General features: G+C 55.1%; 20 protein-coding genes and 1 other RNA gene. 14 read left to right on the forward strand and 7 right to left on the reverse strand.

The annotated features are described in order from the left end of the window. Positions 1 to 48 precede the first annotated feature (48 nt). From I6L54_RS07435 to I6L54_RS07455, 5 genes are read left to right on the forward strand one after another with little or no spacing between them, the layout of a single operon-like run. Positions 49 to 627 carry a phage baseplate assembly protein V gene (locus tag I6L54_RS07435; protein ID WP_040233386.1) on the forward strand — a complete coding sequence of 193 codons (579 nt, stop codon included), beginning with the start codon at positions 49 to 51 and terminating at the stop codon, positions 625 to 627. Then, positions 624 to 983, forward strand: a complete 360-nt coding sequence (locus tag I6L54_RS07440) for a GPW/gp25 family protein (protein WP_040233387.1) — start codon at positions 624 to 626, stop codon at positions 981 to 983. Before I6L54_RS07435 ends, I6L54_RS07440 begins: the two co-directional genes overlap by 4 nt. Beyond that, a complete protein-coding gene (locus I6L54_RS07445) occupies positions 970 to 1,878 on the forward strand; it encodes a baseplate assembly protein (RefSeq protein WP_040233388.1) in 909 nt (302 codons plus the stop codon). The genes I6L54_RS07440 and I6L54_RS07445 overlap by 14 nt, the downstream gene beginning before the upstream one ends. After that, the gene (locus I6L54_RS07450; protein ID WP_040233390.1) at positions 1,871 to 2,476 is read left to right on the forward strand and encodes a phage tail protein I; all 606 of its coding nucleotides are present in this window, start codon (positions 1,871 to 1,873) and stop codon (positions 2,474 to 2,476) included. Before I6L54_RS07445 ends, I6L54_RS07450 begins: the two co-directional genes overlap by 8 nt. Then, positions 2,473 to 3,648: a phage tail protein gene (locus I6L54_RS07455; RefSeq protein WP_425514904.1), complete on the forward strand. Its 1,176-nt coding sequence runs from the start codon at positions 2,473 to 2,475 to the stop codon at positions 3,646 to 3,648. The genes I6L54_RS07450 and I6L54_RS07455 overlap by 4 nt, the downstream gene beginning before the upstream one ends. 202 nt (positions 3,649 to 3,850) lie before the next feature. Here the strand turns inward: I6L54_RS07455 and I6L54_RS07460 are convergent, their stop codons facing one another. Together I6L54_RS07460 and I6L54_RS24550 are read right to left on the reverse strand one after the other, a co-directional pair. Next, positions 3,851 to 4,249: a tail fiber assembly protein gene (locus I6L54_RS07460; RefSeq protein WP_082031729.1), complete on the reverse strand. Its 399-nt coding sequence runs from the start codon at positions 4,247 to 4,249 to the stop codon at positions 3,851 to 3,853. Beyond that, positions 4,246 to 4,563: a gp53-like domain-containing protein gene (locus tag I6L54_RS24550; protein ID WP_425514912.1), complete on the reverse strand. Its 318-nt coding sequence runs from the start codon at positions 4,561 to 4,563 to the stop codon at positions 4,246 to 4,248. Before I6L54_RS24550 ends, I6L54_RS07460 begins: the two co-directional genes overlap by 4 nt. A 53-nt stretch (positions 4,564 to 4,616) precedes the next feature. Between I6L54_RS24550 and I6L54_RS07465 the strand changes: the two genes are divergently transcribed. The 9 genes from I6L54_RS07465 (at position 4,617) to I6L54_RS07505 (ending at position 12,114) form a co-directional block, all read left to right on the forward strand. Beyond that, positions 4,617 to 5,174: a recombinase family protein gene (locus I6L54_RS07465; protein ID WP_040234046.1), complete on the forward strand. Its 558-nt coding sequence runs from the start codon at positions 4,617 to 4,619 to the stop codon at positions 5,172 to 5,174. A 102-nt stretch (positions 5,175 to 5,276) separates the two neighbouring features. Beyond that, on the forward strand, positions 5,277 to 6,449 hold the full coding sequence (locus I6L54_RS07470) for a phage tail sheath protein (RefSeq protein WP_040234048.1): 1,173 nt from the start codon (positions 5,277 to 5,279) through the stop codon (positions 6,447 to 6,449). 9 nt (positions 6,450 to 6,458) lie between these two features. Further along, positions 6,459 to 6,974, forward strand: coding sequence for a phage major tail tube protein (locus tag I6L54_RS07475; protein ID WP_040234050.1), 516 nt, complete (start codon positions 6,459 to 6,461; stop codon positions 6,972 to 6,974). Between the two features lie 54 nt (positions 6,975 to 7,028). Continuing rightward, positions 7,029 to 7,331 carry a phage tail assembly protein gene (locus tag I6L54_RS07480; protein ID WP_040234052.1) on the forward strand — a complete coding sequence of 101 codons (303 nt, stop codon included), beginning with the start codon at positions 7,029 to 7,031 and terminating at the stop codon, positions 7,329 to 7,331. Positions 7,332 to 7,345: 14 nt separating this feature from the next. Further along, positions 7,346 to 7,468, forward strand: a complete 123-nt coding sequence (locus I6L54_RS07485) for a GpE family phage tail protein (RefSeq protein WP_032300013.1) — start codon at positions 7,346 to 7,348, stop codon at positions 7,466 to 7,468. Next, complete coding sequence (locus I6L54_RS07490) at positions 7,458 to 10,253, forward strand: phage tail tape measure protein (protein WP_040234054.1); 2,796 nt, start codon at positions 7,458 to 7,460, stop codon at positions 10,251 to 10,253. The genes I6L54_RS07485 and I6L54_RS07490 overlap by 11 nt, the downstream gene beginning before the upstream one ends. Continuing rightward, complete coding sequence (locus I6L54_RS07495) at positions 10,250 to 10,735, forward strand: phage tail protein (RefSeq protein WP_040234055.1); 486 nt, start codon at positions 10,250 to 10,252, stop codon at positions 10,733 to 10,735. Before I6L54_RS07490 ends, I6L54_RS07495 begins: the two co-directional genes overlap by 4 nt. Then, positions 10,732 to 11,829: a phage late control D family protein gene (locus I6L54_RS07500; RefSeq protein WP_040234056.1), complete on the forward strand. Its 1,098-nt coding sequence runs from the start codon at positions 10,732 to 10,734 to the stop codon at positions 11,827 to 11,829. The genes I6L54_RS07495 and I6L54_RS07500 overlap by 4 nt, the downstream gene beginning before the upstream one ends. A gap of 66 nt (positions 11,830 to 11,895) precedes the next feature. Continuing rightward, the gene (locus I6L54_RS07505) at positions 11,896 to 12,114 is read left to right on the forward strand and encodes an ogr/Delta-like zinc finger family protein (protein ID WP_023184674.1); all 219 of its coding nucleotides are present in this window, start codon (positions 11,896 to 11,898) and stop codon (positions 12,112 to 12,114) included. Between the two features lie 26 nt (positions 12,115 to 12,140). On the opposite strand, the gene I6L54_RS07510 is transcribed toward I6L54_RS07505, so the two are convergent. From I6L54_RS07510 to I6L54_RS07530, 5 genes are all read right to left on the reverse strand, one after another. Further along, complete coding sequence (locus I6L54_RS07510; protein WP_040234076.1) at positions 12,141 to 12,623, reverse strand: BRCT domain-containing protein; 483 nt, start codon at positions 12,621 to 12,623, stop codon at positions 12,141 to 12,143. A 124-nt stretch (positions 12,624 to 12,747) separates the two neighbouring features. Next, positions 12,748 to 13,111: a transfer-messenger RNA gene (gene ssrA / locus I6L54_RS07515) on the reverse strand. Positions 13,112 to 13,183: 72 nt separating this feature from the next. Beyond that, on the reverse strand, positions 13,184 to 14,347 hold the full coding sequence (locus I6L54_RS07520) for a beta-barrel domain-containing protein (RefSeq protein WP_137378404.1): 1,164 nt from the start codon (positions 14,345 to 14,347) through the stop codon (positions 13,184 to 13,186). Between the two features lie 7 nt (positions 14,348 to 14,354). Next, positions 14,355 to 16,541, reverse strand: a complete 2,187-nt coding sequence (locus I6L54_RS07525) for a type I secretion system permease/ATPase (protein ID WP_040234059.1) — start codon at positions 16,539 to 16,541, stop codon at positions 14,355 to 14,357. After that, the gene (locus I6L54_RS07530) at positions 16,538 to 17,947 is read right to left on the reverse strand and encodes a TolC family outer membrane protein (RefSeq protein ID WP_040234060.1); all 1,410 of its coding nucleotides are present in this window, start codon (positions 17,945 to 17,947) and stop codon (positions 16,538 to 16,540) included. Before I6L54_RS07530 ends, I6L54_RS07525 begins: the two co-directional genes overlap by 4 nt. Positions 17,948 to 17,968 lie beyond the last annotated feature (21 nt).

Below are 17,968 nucleotides of genomic sequence, written 5' to 3' on the forward strand. Positions count from 1 at the left end.
CAACCGCCAGAACTGCCTACCTTTTCCCTCTGATGGCAACCTTTCGTTATGAATGCACAAATAACCGAAATCATGCGCCTTATCACCAATCTGATCCGCACCGGTACTGTGACCGAAGTGGACCGGAAAAAGTGGCTGTGTCGGGTGAAAGTGGGCGACCTTGAAACCAACTGGATTAACTGGCTGACGCTGCGTGCCGGTGGTGCCCGTACATGGTGGTGCCCGTCGCCGGATGAGCAGGTGGTGGTGCTGAGCATGGGGGGCAATCTGGAAACCGCTTTTGTGCTGCCCGCTATCTACTCCAATCAGTTTCCGCCGCCGTCGGATTCTGTGGACGGCTGCGTGACGGAGTACCCGGACGGGGGCTGGTTTGAGTATGAACCTGCCACCGGACGGTGGCATGTCAGGGGCATCAAATCCATGGTGATCGAAGCGGTGGACAATATCACCCTCAAAACCGGTGAGTTTGTGGTGGAGGCTGACACCACGCGCATTAACAGCGAGGTGGTGATCAATGGTGGCGTCACTCAGGGCGGTGGCGCGATGAGTTCCAACGGGATCGTAGTTGATGACCATGAGCATACTGGTGTTCTGAAAGGCGGCGATAACACGGGAGGTCCGGTATGACGTTGTATATCGGTATGAGCAGGAATGACGGGCAGGCCATTTCAGATACAGACCATCTGCGCCAGTCGGTGCGGGATATTCTGCTGACGCCGCAGGGCAGCCGTCTTGCCCGCCGGGAATATGGCTCCCTGCTGTCTGCCCTGATTGACCAGCCGCAGAACCCGGCGCTGCGCCTGCAGATTATGTCTGCGGTTTATGTGGCGCTGAACCGTTGGGAGCCGCGCCTTACGCTGGACTCCATCACCATCAACGGCAATTTTGACGGCTCTATGGTGGTTGAGCTTACCGGACACAGCAATAACGGTGCGCCAGTTTCCCTTTCCGTATCAACAGGAGCAGACAATGGCAGTCATTGATCTTTCCCGACTACCGCCGCCGCAGATTGTGGACGTGCCGGACTTTGAGGCATTGCTGGCAGAACGCAAGGCCTCCTTTGTGGCCCTCCATCCGGCTGATGAACAGGAGGCCGTTATGCGCACGTTAGCGCTGGAGTCAGAACCTGTCACCAAACTGCTGCAGGAGAATACTTACCGCGAAATCCTGCTGCGCCAGCGAATTAATGAGGCTGCGCAGGCTGTCATGGTGGCCTACTCCATGGGAAATGACCTTGAGCAACTGGCAGGCAACTGCAACGTGAAGCGCCTGACGGTAGTCCCTGCCGATAATGATGCGGTGCCGCCGGTCGCCGCAGTGATGGAAAGTGATGAAGCATTACGTCAGCGCATTCCTGCAGCATTTGAGGGGCTGTCCGTTGCAGGGCCGACGGGAGCCTATGAGTTCCACGCCAGAAGCGCCGACGGGCGCGTGGCTGATGCCAGCGCAACCAGTCCGGCACCGGCAGAGGTGGTGCTTACCGTGCTGAGTCGCGAGGGTGACGGTACGGCAGGGGCTGACCTGCTGGCGGTGGTTGAGCTGGCGCTTAACAGTGAAAAGGTTCGCCCGGTGGCAGACCGCCTGACGGTGCGCAGCGCTGAAATTATTCCGTACAGCGTGGATGCGACGATCTTCCTTTATCCGGGGCCGGAGGCTGAGCCGGTGATGGCAGAAGCAAAAGCCAGCCTGCAGAGATACATCGCCAGTCAGACGCGGCTGGGACGTGATATCCGCCGCAGCGCCATTTATGCCGCGTTGCACGTAGAGGGCGTCCAGCGTGTGGAGCTGGCGTCCCCGCTGGATGATGTGGTGCTGGATAAGACGCAGGCAGCGTCCTGCACAGAGTGGAGCGTCACCAACGGGGGCACGGATGAGTAGTCTGTTGCCGCCGGGTTCGTCGCCGCTTGAACGCCGACTGGCGCAGACCTGCAGCGGGATTTCCGATCTGCAGGTATCGTTGCGTGATTTATGGAACCCGGCAACCTGCCCGATCAGGTTCCTGCCTTATCTGGCCTGGGCGTTTTCTGTTGACCGCTGGGATGAAAGCTGGACAGAAAGCGTCAAGCGCCGCGTTGTGCAGGACGCGTTTTATATCCATCAGCACAAGGGGACAACCAGCGCCGTGCGGCGTGTGGTGGAGCCGTTCGGCTTCCTGATCCGCATCATTGAGTGGTGGCAGACCGGCGAAACGCCGGGGACGTTCCGTCTGGATATTGGCGTGCAGGACCAGGGTATAACAGAAGAAACCTATCTGGAGCTGGAGCGCCTGATCGGTGACGCCAAACCGTGCAGCCGTCATCTGGTTGGCATGTCCATCAACCTGCAGACAGGCGGCCCGTATTTTGTGGGTGCAGCCACCTACACCGGTGAAGAAATCACGATCTACCCGTACATCAACGAAACCATTATTTCCGGCGGCACCGCTTATGAGGGCGGAGCGGTCCATGTTATTGACACGATGAGAGTGAACCCATGAGCGCAAAATTTTACACCCTGCTGACGGATATCGGCGCGGCGAAACTGGCTAGCGCCGCCGCGCTCGGTATCCCGCTTAAAATTACCCATATGGCGGTGGGTGACGGTGGTGGAGCACTGCCCACTCCCTGCGCACAACAGACCGCGTTAGTGGCTGAAAAGCGCCGCGCAGCACTGAATATGCTGTATATCGATCCCCAGAACAGCAGCCAGATTATTGCTGAGCAGGTGATCCCTGAAACTGAGGGCGGTTGGTGGATTCGTGAAGTCGGCCTGTTTGATGAAAACGGCGCACTGATTGCCGTCGGGAATTGCCCGGAAAGCTATAAGCCGCAGCTCGTTGAGGGCAGCGGACGCACGCAGACCGTACGCATGGTGCTGATTACCAGCAGCACCGATAACATCACTCTGAAAATTGACCCTGCTGTGGTTCTGGCAACCCGCAAATATGTGGATGACAAGGTGCTGGAGCTTAAGGTGTATGTGGATGACCTGATGGCAAAACATCTTGCTGCTGCAGATCCACATACGCAATATGCGCCAAAAGACAGTCCGACATTCACTGGCACGCCAAAAGCACCGACGGCAGCGGCAGGCAATAATTCCACGCAACTTGCTAACACGGCTTTTGTGCAGGCGGCAATTGCTGCACTGGTGGCATCTTCTCCAGCTGCACTCGATACGCTTAACGAACTGGCGGCGGCGCTGGGAAACGATCCTAATTTTGCCACCACCATGACAAATGCGCTTGCCGGAAAGATGGACAAGGCAGCCAATGGAAAAGACATTGCTGATGTTTCAGAGTTTCTCAAAAACCTTGGTCTGCGAGAAGCGGCAAAAAGGGATGTAGGAACCGGGACAAACCAGATCCCCGACATGAGCAAATGGACATCGCTGAAAGCGGATTACGGGTGGCGTTTGACCCCAGACGGTTTTCTGGAGCAGTGGGGGCGCGGTAATTATGGAAATGGTGATGGGGATTTCGTTATCCCGTTCCCGAACCGTTGTGCGTTCGTTTTGATTAGCTCAGATCCTAATGACACGACCTACGCTGAGATTAGTCAGGCATTCCCAGTCAGTAATTCAAAGTTCAGAGTAGGTTGTGCAACCGCTGAAGGTAATAGCGTTAATCCGGCAAATTTGACATGTAACTGGTATGCGAGGGGGTGGTGATAATGACTATTTACTTTTATAGCGCGTCAACGAATCAATTTTTTCCGACAGTGTTACTCGACGCATACTGTGCAAATAACGCTTTGCCTGAGGATGCCAGTCCAGTCGATGACGATATGGCACTGGAGTTTTTAGGTGTACCACCGGAGGGAATGAAGCGAGTTGTGGGTAGCAATGGGCTACCCATGTGGGGAATGGCAAACTAAACGGACAGTTCAGGCCATTTGATATCGGGGGCTTTTGATGTATCTACGCGCATTAACCGCACCCGGTACTTCTTCCATTCAGACAACGCGGCGGTTTCTTCTTCCGTCGCGATCTCTGCATCAACGGCATCCTGCCGCCATGAAATTTCGGTATCAGCGACTGATTTCAGTGTCTGTCGTTTCTGCTCGGCGCGCTCCTGCTGCTCATCTTTTGTTAATTCTGGATACGGCACCAGAACAGGAAAACCATTATCATCGGGCTGAATCTGACCATTAATTTGGCTGTCTAAAATTCTCAGGCCTTCGTCGTCGCTGATATGCACAAAACTCCCCGGAATTTTGTCAACTGGAGTATTGTCGCCATAAAATCCGTTATTCAACGCGCAATACTTCATACAACCCCCTTACCGATTGCGATATAAGAAAAGCTGGTAGAGATACCAGAAGATTTAGAGTCTGCAGAAAAAATTCTGGCCCCCGCTGCTGTGCTATTTAATAAATCCCACCCGACAGCATTCACTCCTTCAGGACCTGAAGAAATATCTGACGGTGCAACCAGATATGGTGTGCCAACAAAAGCATGTGGAAACTGAACATTGCCTATACCGTTGCTGCCCGTTGAACCGCGCCCCCATACAAATTGAAAATCCCCTAGCTGGAAAAAACCAGACTCAGAAACACTTTCTCGTAGACCAAGGTTTAAGAAAATGCAGTTTTACAGTCTGACTGGCATCATTTGGGCTTTTGCATAAGGGAAAGTGAATGCTGGTTGGGTATGTGCGTGTATCAACAAATGAGCAAAACACGGCGCTGCAGCGTGATGCGCTGGAACGGTCAGGATGTGAGCTGATTTTTGAAGATAAAATGAGCGGTAAAACGTCAGAACGTCCAGGGTTAAAAAAGCTGCTTAAAACCCTGTCGCCGGGGGACACGCTGGTTGTCTGGAAGCTTGATCGACTTGGGCGCAGTATGCGGCATCTGGTGGTTCTCGTTGAGGAGTTGCGGCAGCGGGCTGTTAATTTCCGCAGTTTGACGGATAGCATTGATACCTCGACACCCATGGGGCGCTTTTTTTTCCACATCATGGGCGCCCTGGCTGAAATGGAACGTGAACTGATTGTGGAAAGAACCCGTGCGGGATTGGCTGCAGCAAGGGCGCAAGGGAGAATCGGCGGGCGCCGTCCAAAGTTGTCGCCGGAACAATGGGCGCAGGCCGGGCGGCTACTGGCTGCAGGTGAAACACGTCAGCGCGTGGCGCTGCTTTTCGATGTGGGTATTTCCACGCTGTATAAGAAATTTCCCGCCAGCCAGCCAGGCTGAAAACCCTGTTATTGTGTCAGTGATGGTACAGGCAGAAACACGTGCGCCGTGTGCGTATCAACCAGAACATAAGGCATCCCTGTCAACCGGAGATAATGCCTTATGGCTCAGGATTACCACCACGGCGTGCGCGTTGTCGAAATCGACGAAGGCACCCGAACAATTGCCACGGTGAGCACCGCCATCGTGGGCATGGTCTGCACCGGCGATGATGCTGATGCGTCCGTATTTCCCCTCAATAAGCCGGTTCTTCTGACGGATGTGCTGACCGCCAGCGGCAAAGCAGGCGAGTCCGGCACGCTGGCCCGCTCGCTGGATGCCATTGCAGATCAGGCTAAGCCTGTCACCGTGGTTATCCGCGTGGCCCAGGGTGAAACCGAAGCAGAAACCACCGCCAATATTATCGGCGGCGTCACGGCAGACGGTAAAAAAACGGGCATCAAAGCGCTGCTGTCTGCGCAGTCGCAGCTGGGCGTTAAGCCACGCATCCTCGGTGTGCCGGGCCATGATACGCAGGCGGTTTCCACTGAACTGCTTAGCGTGGCGCAGAGTCTGCGCGGGTTTGCCTACCTTTCCGCCTATGGCTGCAAAACGGTGTCTGAGGCTATCACCTACCGTGAGAATTTCAGCCAGCGTGAAGGAATGTTGATTTGGCCTGACTTCATCAACTTTGACACTGTGCTACAGGCGGATGCGGCGGCTTTTGCCACTGCTCGCGCTCTGGGTATGCGCGCCAAAATCGACCAGCAGACTGGCTGGCACAAAACCCTTTCGAACGTGGGTGTGAATGGTGTCACTGGCCTGTCCGCTGATGTGTCCTGGGATCTGCAGGACCCGGCAACGGATGCGGGGCTGCTTAACCAGAACGATATCACCACTCTGATTCGTAAAGATGGCTTCCGCTTCTGGGGTTCCCGTTGCCTCAGTGACGATCCACTGTTCCAGTTTGAAAACTACACCCGCACGGCGCAGGTGCTGGCTGACACCATGGCGGAAGCGCATATGTGGGCAGTTGATAAGCCGCTGAATCCATCACTGGCCCGCGACATTATCGAAGGTATCCGCGCCAAAATGCGCAGTCTGGTGAATCAGGGATACCTCATCGGGGCTGACTGCTGGCTGGATGAGTCAGTGAACGATAAAGACACCCTGAAAGCCGGGAAACTCACCATCGACTACGATTACACGCCTGTGCCGCCGCTTGAAAATCTGATGCTGCGCCAGCGCATCACCGATCGCTACCTGGTCGATTTTGCCAGCCGTGTCAGTGCATAAGGGGGATACATGGCATTACCACGCAAGTTAAAACACCTGAACCTGTTCAACGACGGGAACAACTGGCAGGGGATCGTTGAGTCCCTGACCCTGCCGAAATTCACTCGCAAGTTTGAGAAGTATCGCGGCGGCGGTATGCCGGGCGCGGTGGATGTGGATATGGGGCTGGATGACGGTGCACTGGATACGGAATTCTCAATTGGCGGCACCGAATTGCTGTTATTCAGGCAGATGGGCAAGGCCACTGTTGACGGCATCCAGCTGCGTTTCACCGGCTCCATTCAGCGAGACGATACCGGCGAAGTGCAGGCCGTTGAGCTGGTTGTGCGTGGGCGTCACAAAGAAGTGGATTCCGGCGAGTGGAAAACAGGCGAGAGCAGCACCACCAAAGTCAGCAGCACCAACAGCTACGCGAAGCTGACCATTAACGGTGAGGTGCTCTATGAGGTTGATCTGGTCAACATGATTGAAATTGTTGACGGCGTGGACCTGATGGAAGCGCACCGCAACGCCATTGGCCTCTGATTTAACTTAACGGCGCGGTGATCCGCGCCAGTATCTGATTAACAGGAAACGAACATGAGCAATAAGCTGACTGAAAAAACCGTACAACTGGATACGCCCATCATGCGCGGTAAAACCCAAATTACCGAAATTGTGCTGCGTAAACCTCAGTCCGGTGCGCTGCGCGGCACCCGCCTGCAGGCCATTATGGATATGGACGTGGGGGCTATGATGACAGTGATCCCGCGTATCTCCACTCCGACGCTGACCGCACAGGAAATGGCAGAACTGGACCCCGCCGATCTCACCTCGCTGTCGGTAGAGGTGGTCACTTTTTTGTTGAAGAAGTCGGTACTTGCCGGTTTACCGACAGCCTGACGGTAGATGATTTGGTGGCAGATATTGCCACCATTTTTCACTGGCCGCCCTCTGTCACTGACGTTATGCCGCTGACCGAAGTGCTGGAATGGCGGTATAAAGCGATACAGAGAAGCGGAGCCAGCGATGAGCGATAACAACCTGCGCCTGCAGGTCATTCTGAACGCGGTGGATAAACTCACCCGCCCATTCCGTTCTGCGCAGGCCAGCTCTAAGGAGCTGGCAGCCGCAATCCAGCAAAGCCGTGCCAGCCTTAAAGCGTTTGATTCACAGGCCACCCGTATCGACGGATTCCGCAAGGTTCGCACCCAGCTTGAGGGAGCAAAAAACGATCTTACAGCTGCGCGTCAGAAAGTGTCTGAACTGGCGAATGCGTTTGCTGCAGCCAGCAATCCCACGAAAAAACAGGCGAAGGAGCTGGAGCAGGCAAAACGCCGGGCCAGCCAGCTAAAAGATACCTTCGACGGGCTGCGGCAGTCAGCCCAGCGGCAACGCGATGAATTAAGTGCTGCAGGTATCAACACTAAAAACCTGAGTTCCGCCCAGCGCGTGCTGCGGCAGAATGCCGATGAAACCAGGCAGGCGCTTGACCGACAGCAGAAATCACTCAAACGCCTGGGTGAACAGCAGGCGCGGATCAATGCTGTCCGTGAGCAGTATTCACGCCGTCTTGAGGTCCGTGATCGCATTGCGGGCGCCGGGGCGACTACGGCAGCCGCCGGTGCTGCGATGGGGGCGCCGGTTGTGGCTGCGGTCAGGAGTTACGCCAGCATGGAAGATGCCATGAAAGGTGTGGCAAAACAGGTTAACGGACTGCGTGACGACAACGGCAACCGCACAAAGCAATTTTATGAAATGCAGGATGCCATCAAAGCTGCCAGTGAGCAGCTGCCGATGGAGAACGGAGCGATTGACTACGCGGCACTGGTTGAGGGTGGCGCCCGCATGGGCGTGACCAATCAGGATGATCCCTTTGAGGACCAGAAGCGCGATTTACTGGCCTTTGCCTCAACTGCAGCGAAAGCAGCAACCGCTTTTGAACTGCCTGCAGATGAGCTGGCGGAGGGGTTAGGGAAAATTGCGCAGCTGTATAAAGTACCGACGCGCAATATTGAGCAGCTGGGCGATGCGCTGAACTACCTGGACGATAATGCCATGTCAAAGGGCGGGGATATTATCAACGTCCTGCAGCGCATGGGCGGCGTGGCTGACCGCCTCGACTTCCGCAAAGCGGCGGCGCTGGGTTCAACCTTCCTTTCTCTGGGCGCGGCACCTGAAATTGCCGCCAGTGCTTCAAATGCCATGGTGCGTGAACTTTCCATTGCCACCATGCAAAGCAAACGCTTTTTTGAAGGTATGGACCTGCTGAAACTCAATCCAGAAGAGATTGAAAAGCAGATGACCACGGATGCCATGGGCACTATTCAGCGCGTACTGGAGAAGGTCAACAAGCTGCCGCAGGATAAGCGCCTGTCTGCAATGACGATGATTTTTGGCAAAGAGTTTGGCGATGATGCCGCAAAACTGGCAAACAACCTGCCGGAGCTGCAGCGCCAGCTGAAACTCACTGCAGGCAGCGATGCTAATGGCTCCATGCAGAAAGAATCCGACATCAACAAGGATTCATTGTCTGCGCAGTGGTTGCTGGTTAAGACGGGCGCGCAGAACGCTTTCAGTAGCCTGGGGGAAACGCTGCGCCAGCCGCTGATGGATATCATGAGCATGGTTAAAGGCGTGACCGGGGCGCTTCGGCGCTGGGTTGAGCAGAATCCCGTACTGGCTGGCGCGCTGATGAAAGTGGCAGCGGCGACGGCGGCGATCACAGTCGGGCTGGGTACTCTGGCGGTGGCGGTGGCTGCAGTGCTGGGGCCGATTGCGGTGATCCGGTTCGCGCTGTCGATGCTGTCGGTTAAGGTTTTACCTTCCACCGCAGCAGCAGCGACCCGCACGGGCGGGGTGCTACGTTTACTGGCTTCTGGTCCGCTGGCAGTGCTGCGCGTGGCGCTGTTCACCGTGGGGAGTTTGCTTGGGGCGTTGCTGAGTCCGATCGGTCTTGTTGTAGCGGCGCTGGCTGGGGTGGCACTGGTGGTCTGGAAATACTGGCAGCCTATCAGCGCCTTTCTGGGCGGAGTAGTAGAGGGGTTCAAAGCGGCGGCAGCGCCTATCCTGTCAGCTTTTGCCCCGTTAATGCCCATTTTTCAATGGGTAGGGGATAAGGTCCGGGAGTTGTGGGGCTGGTTTACTAATTTGCTGACGCCGGTCAAATCGACGGCGGCAGAGTTGCAGAGTGCGGCATCAATGGGGCGTTTGTTCGGTGAAATGCTGGCGGAAGGGCTGAACATGGCGCTGCATCCGCTGGAGTCTCTGAAATCAGGCGTGGTCTGGTTGCTGGAAAAACTGGGCCTGGTCAATAAGGAGGCCGCCAGCGCCAGGTTGCCAAATCAGACGCCAGCCACGGTAAGCGGTAACGGCAGTGTGATGTTACCGACAGGCGGGTTCCCGGCTTACGCGGGGATGTATGATACCGGCGGAAACATTCCTCGCGGGCAGTTTGGCATTGTGGGGGAGAACGGGCCGGAGATTGTAAACGGCCCGGTAAATGTGACCAGCAGGCGACGCACAGCGGCGCTGGCCTCGGTGGTGGCAGGAATGATGGGGGCCGCTGCGGCGCCGGTTGATGCGGCCCCGCTACATCCATTTAGCCTGCCGGTAAAATCAGGCGGCGCAATGATGGGCCAGGGCGCCAGCGTGCAGCCGGTTATCAATGTGGACGCCCCCACGCAGATTATTATCCAGGCGCAGCCAGGACAGAATGCGCAGGATATTGCGCGAGAGGTGGCGCGGCAGCTCGATGAGCGTGACCGCCGGATCAGGGCGAAGGCCCGGAGTAACTACAGCGATCAGGGGGGCTATGACTCATGATGATGGTGCTGGGATTATTTGTTTTCGAGCTGCGCACGGTCCCTTATCAGGAGCTGCAGTATCAGCGCAGCTGGCGCCATGCGACAAACAGCCGCGTAAACCGCCGCGCCACCACGCAATTTCTGGGGCCGGATAATGACACGCTGACGCTATCCGGGGTGCTGTTGCCAGAAATTACCGGCGGCAGGCTGTCTATGCTGGCGCTGGAACAGATGGCGGAGCTGGGCAAGGCGTGGCCCCTGATCGAGGGCAGTGGCACGATTTATGGCATGTACGTGATTGAGGGGCTGAACCAGACGAAAGCAGAGTTTTTCCGTGATGGGATGCCGCGCCGGATTGAGTTTTCATTGTCGCTGAAAAGGGTGGATGAATCACTGTCTGAAATGTTTGGCAGCCTGAGCGATCAACTAGGCATCCTGCAGGATTCGGCAACGTCAGCGATTGGCAGTATCAGCGGAACAGTGGGAGGGCTGCTGTCATGAATTTAGATTCAGCGCTGCTGAATACCGGCAGCAAAACGCCTGCATTCAGCGTCACGATTGAGGGAAAGGATATTACAACGGTGCTGGATAAGCGCCTTATGAGCCTGACCCTGACCGATAACCGGGGATTTGAGGCTGACCAGCTTGATCTGGAGCTGGACGACGCGGACGGCCTGATTGTGCTGCCGCGCCGTGGGGCGGTGATAACGGTAGCATTGGGCTGGAAAGGGCAGCCATTGTTTCCAAAGGGGGGGTATACCGTTGATGAGATTGAGCACAGCGGCGCGCCTGACCGTCTGACCATCCGTGCCCGCAGCGCTGACTTCCGGGAAACCCTGAATACCCGGCGTGAAAAGTCATGGCACCAGACTACCGTGGGGGAAGTCGTTAAGGAGATAGCCGGGCGCCACAACCTGAAAATGGCGCTGGGTAAAGACATGACCGACAAAGCCGTCGATCACATCGACCAGACCAATGAGAGTGACGCCAGTTTCCTGATGCGGCTGGCGCGCCAGTATGGCGCCATTGCGTCCGTGAAAGATGGCAATCTGCTGTTTCTCCGCCAGGGCCAGGGCAAAACAGCCAGCGGCAAGGCGCTGCCGGTTGTTACTATTACCCGCAAAGATGGTGACGGTCATCGGTTCACCCTTGCTGATCGTGGTGCCTATACCGGTGTTATTGCCAGTTGGTTGCATACGCGGGAACCGGTAAAAAAAGAAGCGGTAAAGGTAAAGCGGAAGCGGAAAACTACAACGACAAAAACGGCGGAGGAGAAACAGGGAGATTACCTCGTCGGTACGGATGAAAACGTGCTGGTACTCAGTCGGACCTATGCGAACCGCAGCAACGCGGAACGGGCCGCAAAAATGCAATGGGAGCGCCTGCAGCGTGGTGTGGCCTCATTCTCTATGCAGCTGGCAGAAGGGCGCGCAGATCTCTATACGGAAATGCCGGTAAAGGTGCAGGGGTTCAAAAAGCAGATTGATGATGCAGAATGGACCATTACCACCCTGACGCATTCTGTCAGCCCGGGTAATGGATTTACGACCAGCATGGAGCTTGAAGTAAAGATTGATGATTTAGAAATGGAATAAATAAGTTCTCAATATTGATTCTTTGTGTATCATTATTGAGATTTTAATGGTGGCGGAGAATAAAAAATGATGAATTGCCCAAAGTGTGGACATGCGGCGCACACCCGGAGCAGCTTTCAGGTTACTGATAGCACGAAGGAGCGTTACTGCCAGTGCCAGAACATTAATTGCGGCAGTACATTTGTCACCCATGAAACGGTTGTACGATTTATCGTTACCCCGACAATAATCAATAATGCCCCGCCGCACCCTACACCGGGTGGTCAAGGGCACATGAATTTTTAAAACAAGAACCTGCTGCGGCAGGTTTTTTATGCGTCAGGAATTTCACCCGTTTCTATAAAATGCACAAAACTTTCTTCATCAATGATGATCGTACCCTTCATGCGTGCAGCATTTACTTTGGAAGGACCGGCATTGTATCCGCAACAGAGCATCTGCAGATTTTGAGTAACGGAACTTCTCACTGTCATGCTGTGCGCCTCGGCAACTTCAATCAAACGCTCTTTATCTGCCTTTTTGAAACCTGTAAAACAGACGTCAAAAGTTAGGGTTTTGGGCTTGGTCGCCTTGGTTAGATGGATGTAATTTTCTGGTAGGAAGGACTGACAGGCTTGCTGTGCTTCATCAGCAGATGTGCATTCTTGAAGTATTCTATCTTTACGAAACGTTCTTATTGAATGGGCTGATTGGCATATACCCTGAATGTGGTTATCGCTGTGGCTAACACTGCTTATTGAATGGGCACCAATGCGCGCATTCGCATTGATGTAAACAAAGTGCATTTCTTCCATGTGAATCACCTTTATTACACAAACGGCTAAGACGTTATGAACGGTGGGCAAATTGGCTGCCGCCATTTTGCCGCCACAGCCAAACAAAAAGGGGTTACGTTTTCACGTAACCCCTTGTTTTATTTGGTGGAGCTGGCGGGAGTTGAACCCGCGTCCGAAATTCCTACATCCTCGGTACTACATGCTTAGTCAGTCTTTACATTCGCCTGGCACCTGCGGACAGACACGCCACTACCAGACTAGCCTGATTAGTTTTAACGCTTCAACCCCAGGCAGGGCATCCACGCGATCTCTTTTGGGTTTGACCTCTCTTTGATCCCCGTCTTAAGAGCGGAAGCTAGGGAGAGAGGGCTCAGAGCAGGTTATTAAGCTGCTAAAGCGTAGTTTTCGTCGTTTGCGACTATTTTTTTGCGGCTTTTTACGAGGCCAACCGCCCCTCGGCATGCACCTTGGGTTTCGCGAATCCCGTCGAATCCAGAATCAGCCCCAATGTGTTAGAGCAAGTATAACAGACTTGTGACACGCGTGACCAGCCCCCACAACCCTTTAACCGCAAGGATTTACCGCTCGCGCAGTGCTTCTTTTGCACGATTAAATGGTTTGATTAAATAGTCGACGATGGTTTTTTCACCTGTTTTTATATCCACAGTAGCAATCATGCCCGGTACGATAGAAAAATGGCGTCCCAGCTTGTTCTGCAAAAAGTCCTGATGGGTTCGTATGAAAACGCGATAGTAAAAGATCTCCGGCTTCACTTTGTCCTGAATGGTATCTGGGGAGATGGTTTCGACCACGCCCTCCAGCCCTCCGTAAATGGCGTAGTCATAGGCAGTAATCTTTACCAGTGCCCGCTGTCCGGGGTGGATAAACGCGATATCGCGCGGTGACAGGCGGGTTTCAATCAGCAAATGATCGTCTACCGGGACAATCTCCATCATTTCGCCGTTAGGAGGGATAACGCCGCCAATCGTGGTGACCTGGATGTTTTTTACGATACCGCGCATCGGGGCGCGAACGGTCAGGCGGGTGACGGAATCTTCGCGACCTTTTAAGATGGCCGCCAGCATATCTACCTCGGCGTTGGCCTTCGACAGCGCTTCACGCGCCTGCACGTAATATTGCGAGCGCAGATCGGTGATTTTTAATCCCAGATCGCTTTTTTGGCGTTGCAGGCGCAGCACTTCCACATGGCTGGCGGCACCACTCTTCTCCAGCCGTTGGGTAATGGCCAGTTCTTTATTTACCGAGACCAGCGCATCCTGCAGTTCCGCCATAGAATCAGCAACCTGCGCGCGACGGCTTTTATACAGCCGCGTTTCAGAGGCGATAAGATCCGGCCAGGCTTGCAGCGAGCTGGGGAACGTTAGCTGCAAATCGTTGACTTCGGCATTCAGTCTGGCGCTTGACGCTAAAGATGCACGGTATCGGGCGGCGCTTTCCCCAACGTTGGATTCAGAACGCGTTGGGTCGAGGCGGGCGACAATCTGGTTGGCCTGAACTTTATCACCTTCGTGCACGCTGAGTTCGGCGAGGATCCCTCCGTCAAGCGACTGCAATACCTGTTCGCGAGAGCTGGGGATGACTTTCCCACTGCCGGTAGAGACTTCATCCAGCTTGCCGAAATACGCCCAGATCCCCAGGACAGCAAACAGCAGTGTGCTGAGCAGAATAAGGCGACTGGCGCCGGAAAAACGGTGTTCCTGGCGGATATCGAGGTCGTCCATGGCGGCGTCATGCGGATTGGTTTTCATTTTTCCACTCCCGACCGTGAGTCTGTGCAGGTGCTCGATTTGCATTTAGCGCCTGCGCTTTTGGGGCATCCATGACCAGTTGACCTTCTTTGAGCACCACCACGCGCTCGACCAGCTCCAGAACCGGAACGCGATGCGTGGCGACAACCAGTGTGCGGTTGCCCAGCCACTGGTTTAACCGTTGTATAAATTCCCGTTCGGTGTGTTCATCCAACGCGGCACTGGGTTCGTCGAGCAGTACGATATTGGGCGATCGCAGTAACATTCTTGCGAGCAGAATTGACTGACGCTGCCCGCCGGAAAGTCCATTACCGCCTTCCATAATGGGGTGCGCCAACCCTTTGGCGAGCTGTTTGACGAATGCTGACGCGCCACTGACCTCCAGCGCGTCGAATATCTGCGTGTCGCTGGCATGCGGTGCGCCGAGTGTCAGGTTCTCGCGTAACGTACCGAAAAAAAGCCGTGCGTTCTGGCTGAGAAAGCCGATATTACGGCGTAAATCAGCCATATCGATTTGCGCCAGGCTCAGGTTATCGAGTCGGACATCTCCCTGAATAATCTCCACGCCGCCCGCCATAGCCTGTAGCAGGGTTGATTTACCCGCGCCATTACGCCCGAGAATAGCAATCCGCTCTCCGGGCATCACTTCCAGACGCGAGATGCGTAACGGTACGCGCTGGTCGTCACTGTGGTAGCGAAAGTGCGCATTTTCAAACAGATAGTGGCCACGGAAGATTTCCTGGTGTACCCGGTCTTTATCGTGCTGCGTCTCGGTGGGAAGTTGCATAATGCTGTCCAGCCCCATTTTGGCCGCTTTGACCTGCTGCCAGCGAGCCAGCACACCACACAGGTTAGCCATTGGGGCAATCATTCTGGAACCGAGCATCGACGCCGCCACCACGGCCCCGGTGGTCATCGTGCCTTCAATAACCATCGGCGCGCCGAACATAATGATGGCGGCGTAGACCAGGCTTTGCACTGACATGCCCCAACCAATTAGCCCTTGAGTCAGCCTGCGCGTGCGCAGCCCTGACTCGCCAGTAATACGGATGTAGCTGTTCCACTGCTGTAGAAAGCGGTTTTCCGCCTGCATCAGCTTGATGTCTTCCAGCCCCTGAACGCTTTCGACCAGTACCGCGTTGCGCAGAGTGGATTCATGCGTGGCCTGGTTAGCAAGTACCGCCAGCTTCTTCTGTAACAGCAAGCCAGGCAGGATCATCAGCAGGGCGGCGACGGGGGCTATCCACGCCAATGGCGGGGCAATACAGGCCAGCACCACGATAAACAGAAAGAAAAACGGCAGGTCGACGATGGTCGACATGGTTGAGGATGTGATCATCTCCCGGATTTGCTCCAGCTCGCGGAGTTGGGAAATAAAACTCCCCGTTGAGCGGGGGACGGCGCTGTTGCGCAGCCGCAATGCGTGGCTAAACACGCGATCGGAAATGCGCATATCGGCGCGTTTGCCGAGCAGATCCATAATGTGGGTACGCGCTTCGCGAAGCAAAAAGCCAAACAATACCGCGACCAGGACGCCGGTCGAGAGAACATAGAGTGTCGGATACGACTGGGCGGGGATCACCCGGTCGTAAACCTGCATCGAAAAAATAATCCCGGCAAGCGACAGGACATTAATCAGAAAGGCGGCAATCATGACGGGCAGGTAAGGGCGGATATCTTGTAAAACCAGCTCGCGTATCCAGTCGGGTCTAAAGCGCGAAATATAGCGATCAACCCGACTGTCTTTTAACGCCGATAACGGGCGCAGTGCGGTGATAGTATGGATTTCTGGCAGAAGCTCAGCCACCGCCAGCCGGTTGCGTTGTCCCTCGTCGGTAATAATAAAGACATCCAGTGCGTCTTCACCGTTGAAATGTTCTAACACCATGATTTGGCCGTCGTGCAGTTCCGCCACCACCGGCAAACGCCATTGGTTAAGTACCTGCTTTGCGGTATCCAGCGTATGAAAGGAAAGTCCCGCCTGGCGTGCTAATTGCGTCAAAGCAAGGGTTCTGTTTTTCCCCTCGAACCATGGGGCGTTAGCCTGAATAGCACCAGGCGAGCAAGTGAGGCGATAGTGACCGGCAATGTGGGTAACTGCTTGTGCCCACTGCCTCAGGGCGGGTTCGCCAATAGCATCTTCAATAACCGGCTCGACGTCGCTCATAGCTGGATCTCCACCGATTGAATACTGCGGTTATTTAAGGCGAACGCCTGGCGCAACGCTCCGGTGTTGTAGAGGCAGTTCAGTTGTAACTGGCGAAGCTGGCTTTGGGTCTGAAGTTCGGCAAAACGGGCCTGGTACACCTCCTGTTCGGCGTTAAGAACATCAAGTAATGGGCGTGAGCCGAGATCCAGATACTGCTGTTGATACAGTTCACGAGTGCGTTCGCTCAGCCGCTGCTGGCGGCGCAGGATCTGCAGGGCAGTCGCGAGACTCATCGCCTGACTGCGGGATTCCAGTAATTTCTGTCGTACTTCGAGTCGAGTGCGCTGAATAGAGTACTGTGCGGACTCTACCGCGTAGCTGGCGGCGTTGCGTCGGGCGGTGAGACCGCCGCCCTGATACAGCGGCATTTCGACTTTTACCCACGCTGAGTACTGCGTTTTGTCGAGCACCTCATGACTGGGGTATTTGTCGTTGAGATAGTGTTGAACCGATGGCTCCAGAGAGATGGTTGGCGTCATCTGTGCGTTGGCGTAATCCAGGTTGGCCTGCGCGACGTTCGCCTGCGCCCATGCCGCCAGCACCGCGGGAACTAACTTATCCTCCGGTTTTACCACATCGCAACTGCTATCCAGTTTTACCGGAAACTCATTGCTGATGCCGTTAAGCGAGTTCCAGCCGAGATAGCTCATCAATGTCGCTTTGCTACTGTCGAGATTGGCCTGATATTGCGCCAGCTGTGAACGAGCAGACTCAATACGCGCATCGGTTTGCACTACATCTGACAGCGAGGTCGCCCCTTCATCATTACGTTCTCTGGTCAGCCGACCAATACCGTTTAGCGCGACCAGTTGCTCTTCGGCGGCATCCACCATCTGTTGCCATGTCTGAACCTGGACGATGGCATTGGCGGTGGCGTGGGCGACAGTATCGATGCTGAGTAATACGTTTGCCTGTTGCTGCGCCGAGCCGGCAGTTTCGGCGCGCACCTGGCTGGCGACTTTGCCGAAGTCATACAGCATTTGTGACACCGAAATGACCAGTGCAGGGCTGAAGCCATGGTCAGTGTAGGTATTGCTGTAGCCGTTGTTCATTCCGGCTGTAACTTGCGGATAATATTTCGCTTTCGCCACGTCTATCTGCTCATTTTGCGAGAGCAGTTTGCCAATGGATTCACGAATAGAAGGATGCCAGCTCACGGCGCGGCTCACCGCGTCGTTAAGCGTCAGGCTTCCGGGAGCGGCAACGCTCAACGGTAGATCGGCCACAGAACCATCCAGAGAGGGAAGCATCTGACTGGCTGCCAGCCCTTCCGGCGTAATAACTTGCGGTTCATCTTCGGCATTCGCACGAACGGAACAAAACGTTAATGCCAGCATTACAGCGACAGGGGCGACATTTCTCATAGTTTATCCCTTGCAAAATAG

Source organism: Citrobacter pasteurii, from assembly GCF_019047765.1.
In the GTDB taxonomy this organism is placed as follows: Bacteria; Pseudomonadota; Gammaproteobacteria; order Enterobacterales; family Enterobacteriaceae; genus Citrobacter; species Citrobacter pasteurii.

Excerpts from the sequence above, each read along its gene's own strand:
- I6L54_RS07470 (WP_040234048.1), top strand. The coding sequence starts at position 5,277 with ATGGCTCAGGATTACCACCACGGCGTGCGCGTTGTCGAAATCGACGAA.
- I6L54_RS07525 (WP_040234059.1), bottom strand. The coding sequence starts at position 16,541 with ATGAGCGACGTCGAGCCGGTTATTGAAGATGCTATTGGCGAACCCGCC.
- I6L54_RS07445 (WP_040233388.1), top strand. The coding sequence starts at position 970 with ATGGCAGTCATTGATCTTTCCCGACTACCGCCGCCGCAGATTGTGGAC.
- I6L54_RS07440 (WP_040233387.1), top strand. The coding sequence starts at position 624 with ATGACGTTGTATATCGGTATGAGCAGGAATGACGGGCAGGCCATTTCA.
- I6L54_RS07490 (WP_040234054.1), top strand. The coding sequence starts at position 7,458 with ATGAGCGATAACAACCTGCGCCTGCAGGTCATTCTGAACGCGGTGGAT.
- I6L54_RS07450 (WP_040233390.1), top strand. The coding sequence starts at position 1,871 with ATGAGTAGTCTGTTGCCGCCGGGTTCGTCGCCGCTTGAACGCCGACTG.
- I6L54_RS07510 (WP_040234076.1), bottom strand. The coding sequence starts at position 12,623 with ATGGAAGAAATGCACTTTGTTTACATCAATGCGAATGCGCGCATTGGT.
- I6L54_RS07465 (WP_040234046.1), top strand. The coding sequence starts at position 4,617 with ATGCTGGTTGGGTATGTGCGTGTATCAACAAATGAGCAAAACACGGCG.
- I6L54_RS07495 (WP_040234055.1), top strand. The coding sequence starts at position 10,250 with ATGATGATGGTGCTGGGATTATTTGTTTTCGAGCTGCGCACGGTCCCT.
- I6L54_RS07520 (WP_137378404.1), bottom strand. The coding sequence starts at position 14,347 with ATGGACGACCTCGATATCCGCCAGGAACACCGTTTTTCCGGCGCCAGT.
- I6L54_RS07435 (WP_040233386.1), top strand. The coding sequence starts at position 49 with ATGAATGCACAAATAACCGAAATCATGCGCCTTATCACCAATCTGATC.
- I6L54_RS07475 (WP_040234050.1), top strand. The coding sequence starts at position 6,459 with ATGGCATTACCACGCAAGTTAAAACACCTGAACCTGTTCAACGACGGG.
- I6L54_RS07455 (WP_425514904.1), top strand. The coding sequence starts at position 2,473 with ATGAGCGCAAAATTTTACACCCTGCTGACGGATATCGGCGCGGCGAAA.
- I6L54_RS07500 (WP_040234056.1), top strand. The coding sequence starts at position 10,732 with ATGAATTTAGATTCAGCGCTGCTGAATACCGGCAGCAAAACGCCTGCA.
- I6L54_RS07505 (WP_023184674.1), top strand. The coding sequence starts at position 11,896 with ATGATGAATTGCCCAAAGTGTGGACATGCGGCGCACACCCGGAGCAGC.
- I6L54_RS07460 (WP_082031729.1), bottom strand. The coding sequence starts at position 4,249 with ATGAAGTATTGCGCGTTGAATAACGGATTTTATGGCGACAATACTCCA.
- I6L54_RS07480 (WP_040234052.1), top strand. The coding sequence starts at position 7,029 with ATGAGCAATAAGCTGACTGAAAAAACCGTACAACTGGATACGCCCATC.
- I6L54_RS07530 (WP_040234060.1), bottom strand. The coding sequence starts at position 17,947 with ATGAGAAATGTCGCCCCTGTCGCTGTAATGCTGGCATTAACGTTTTGT.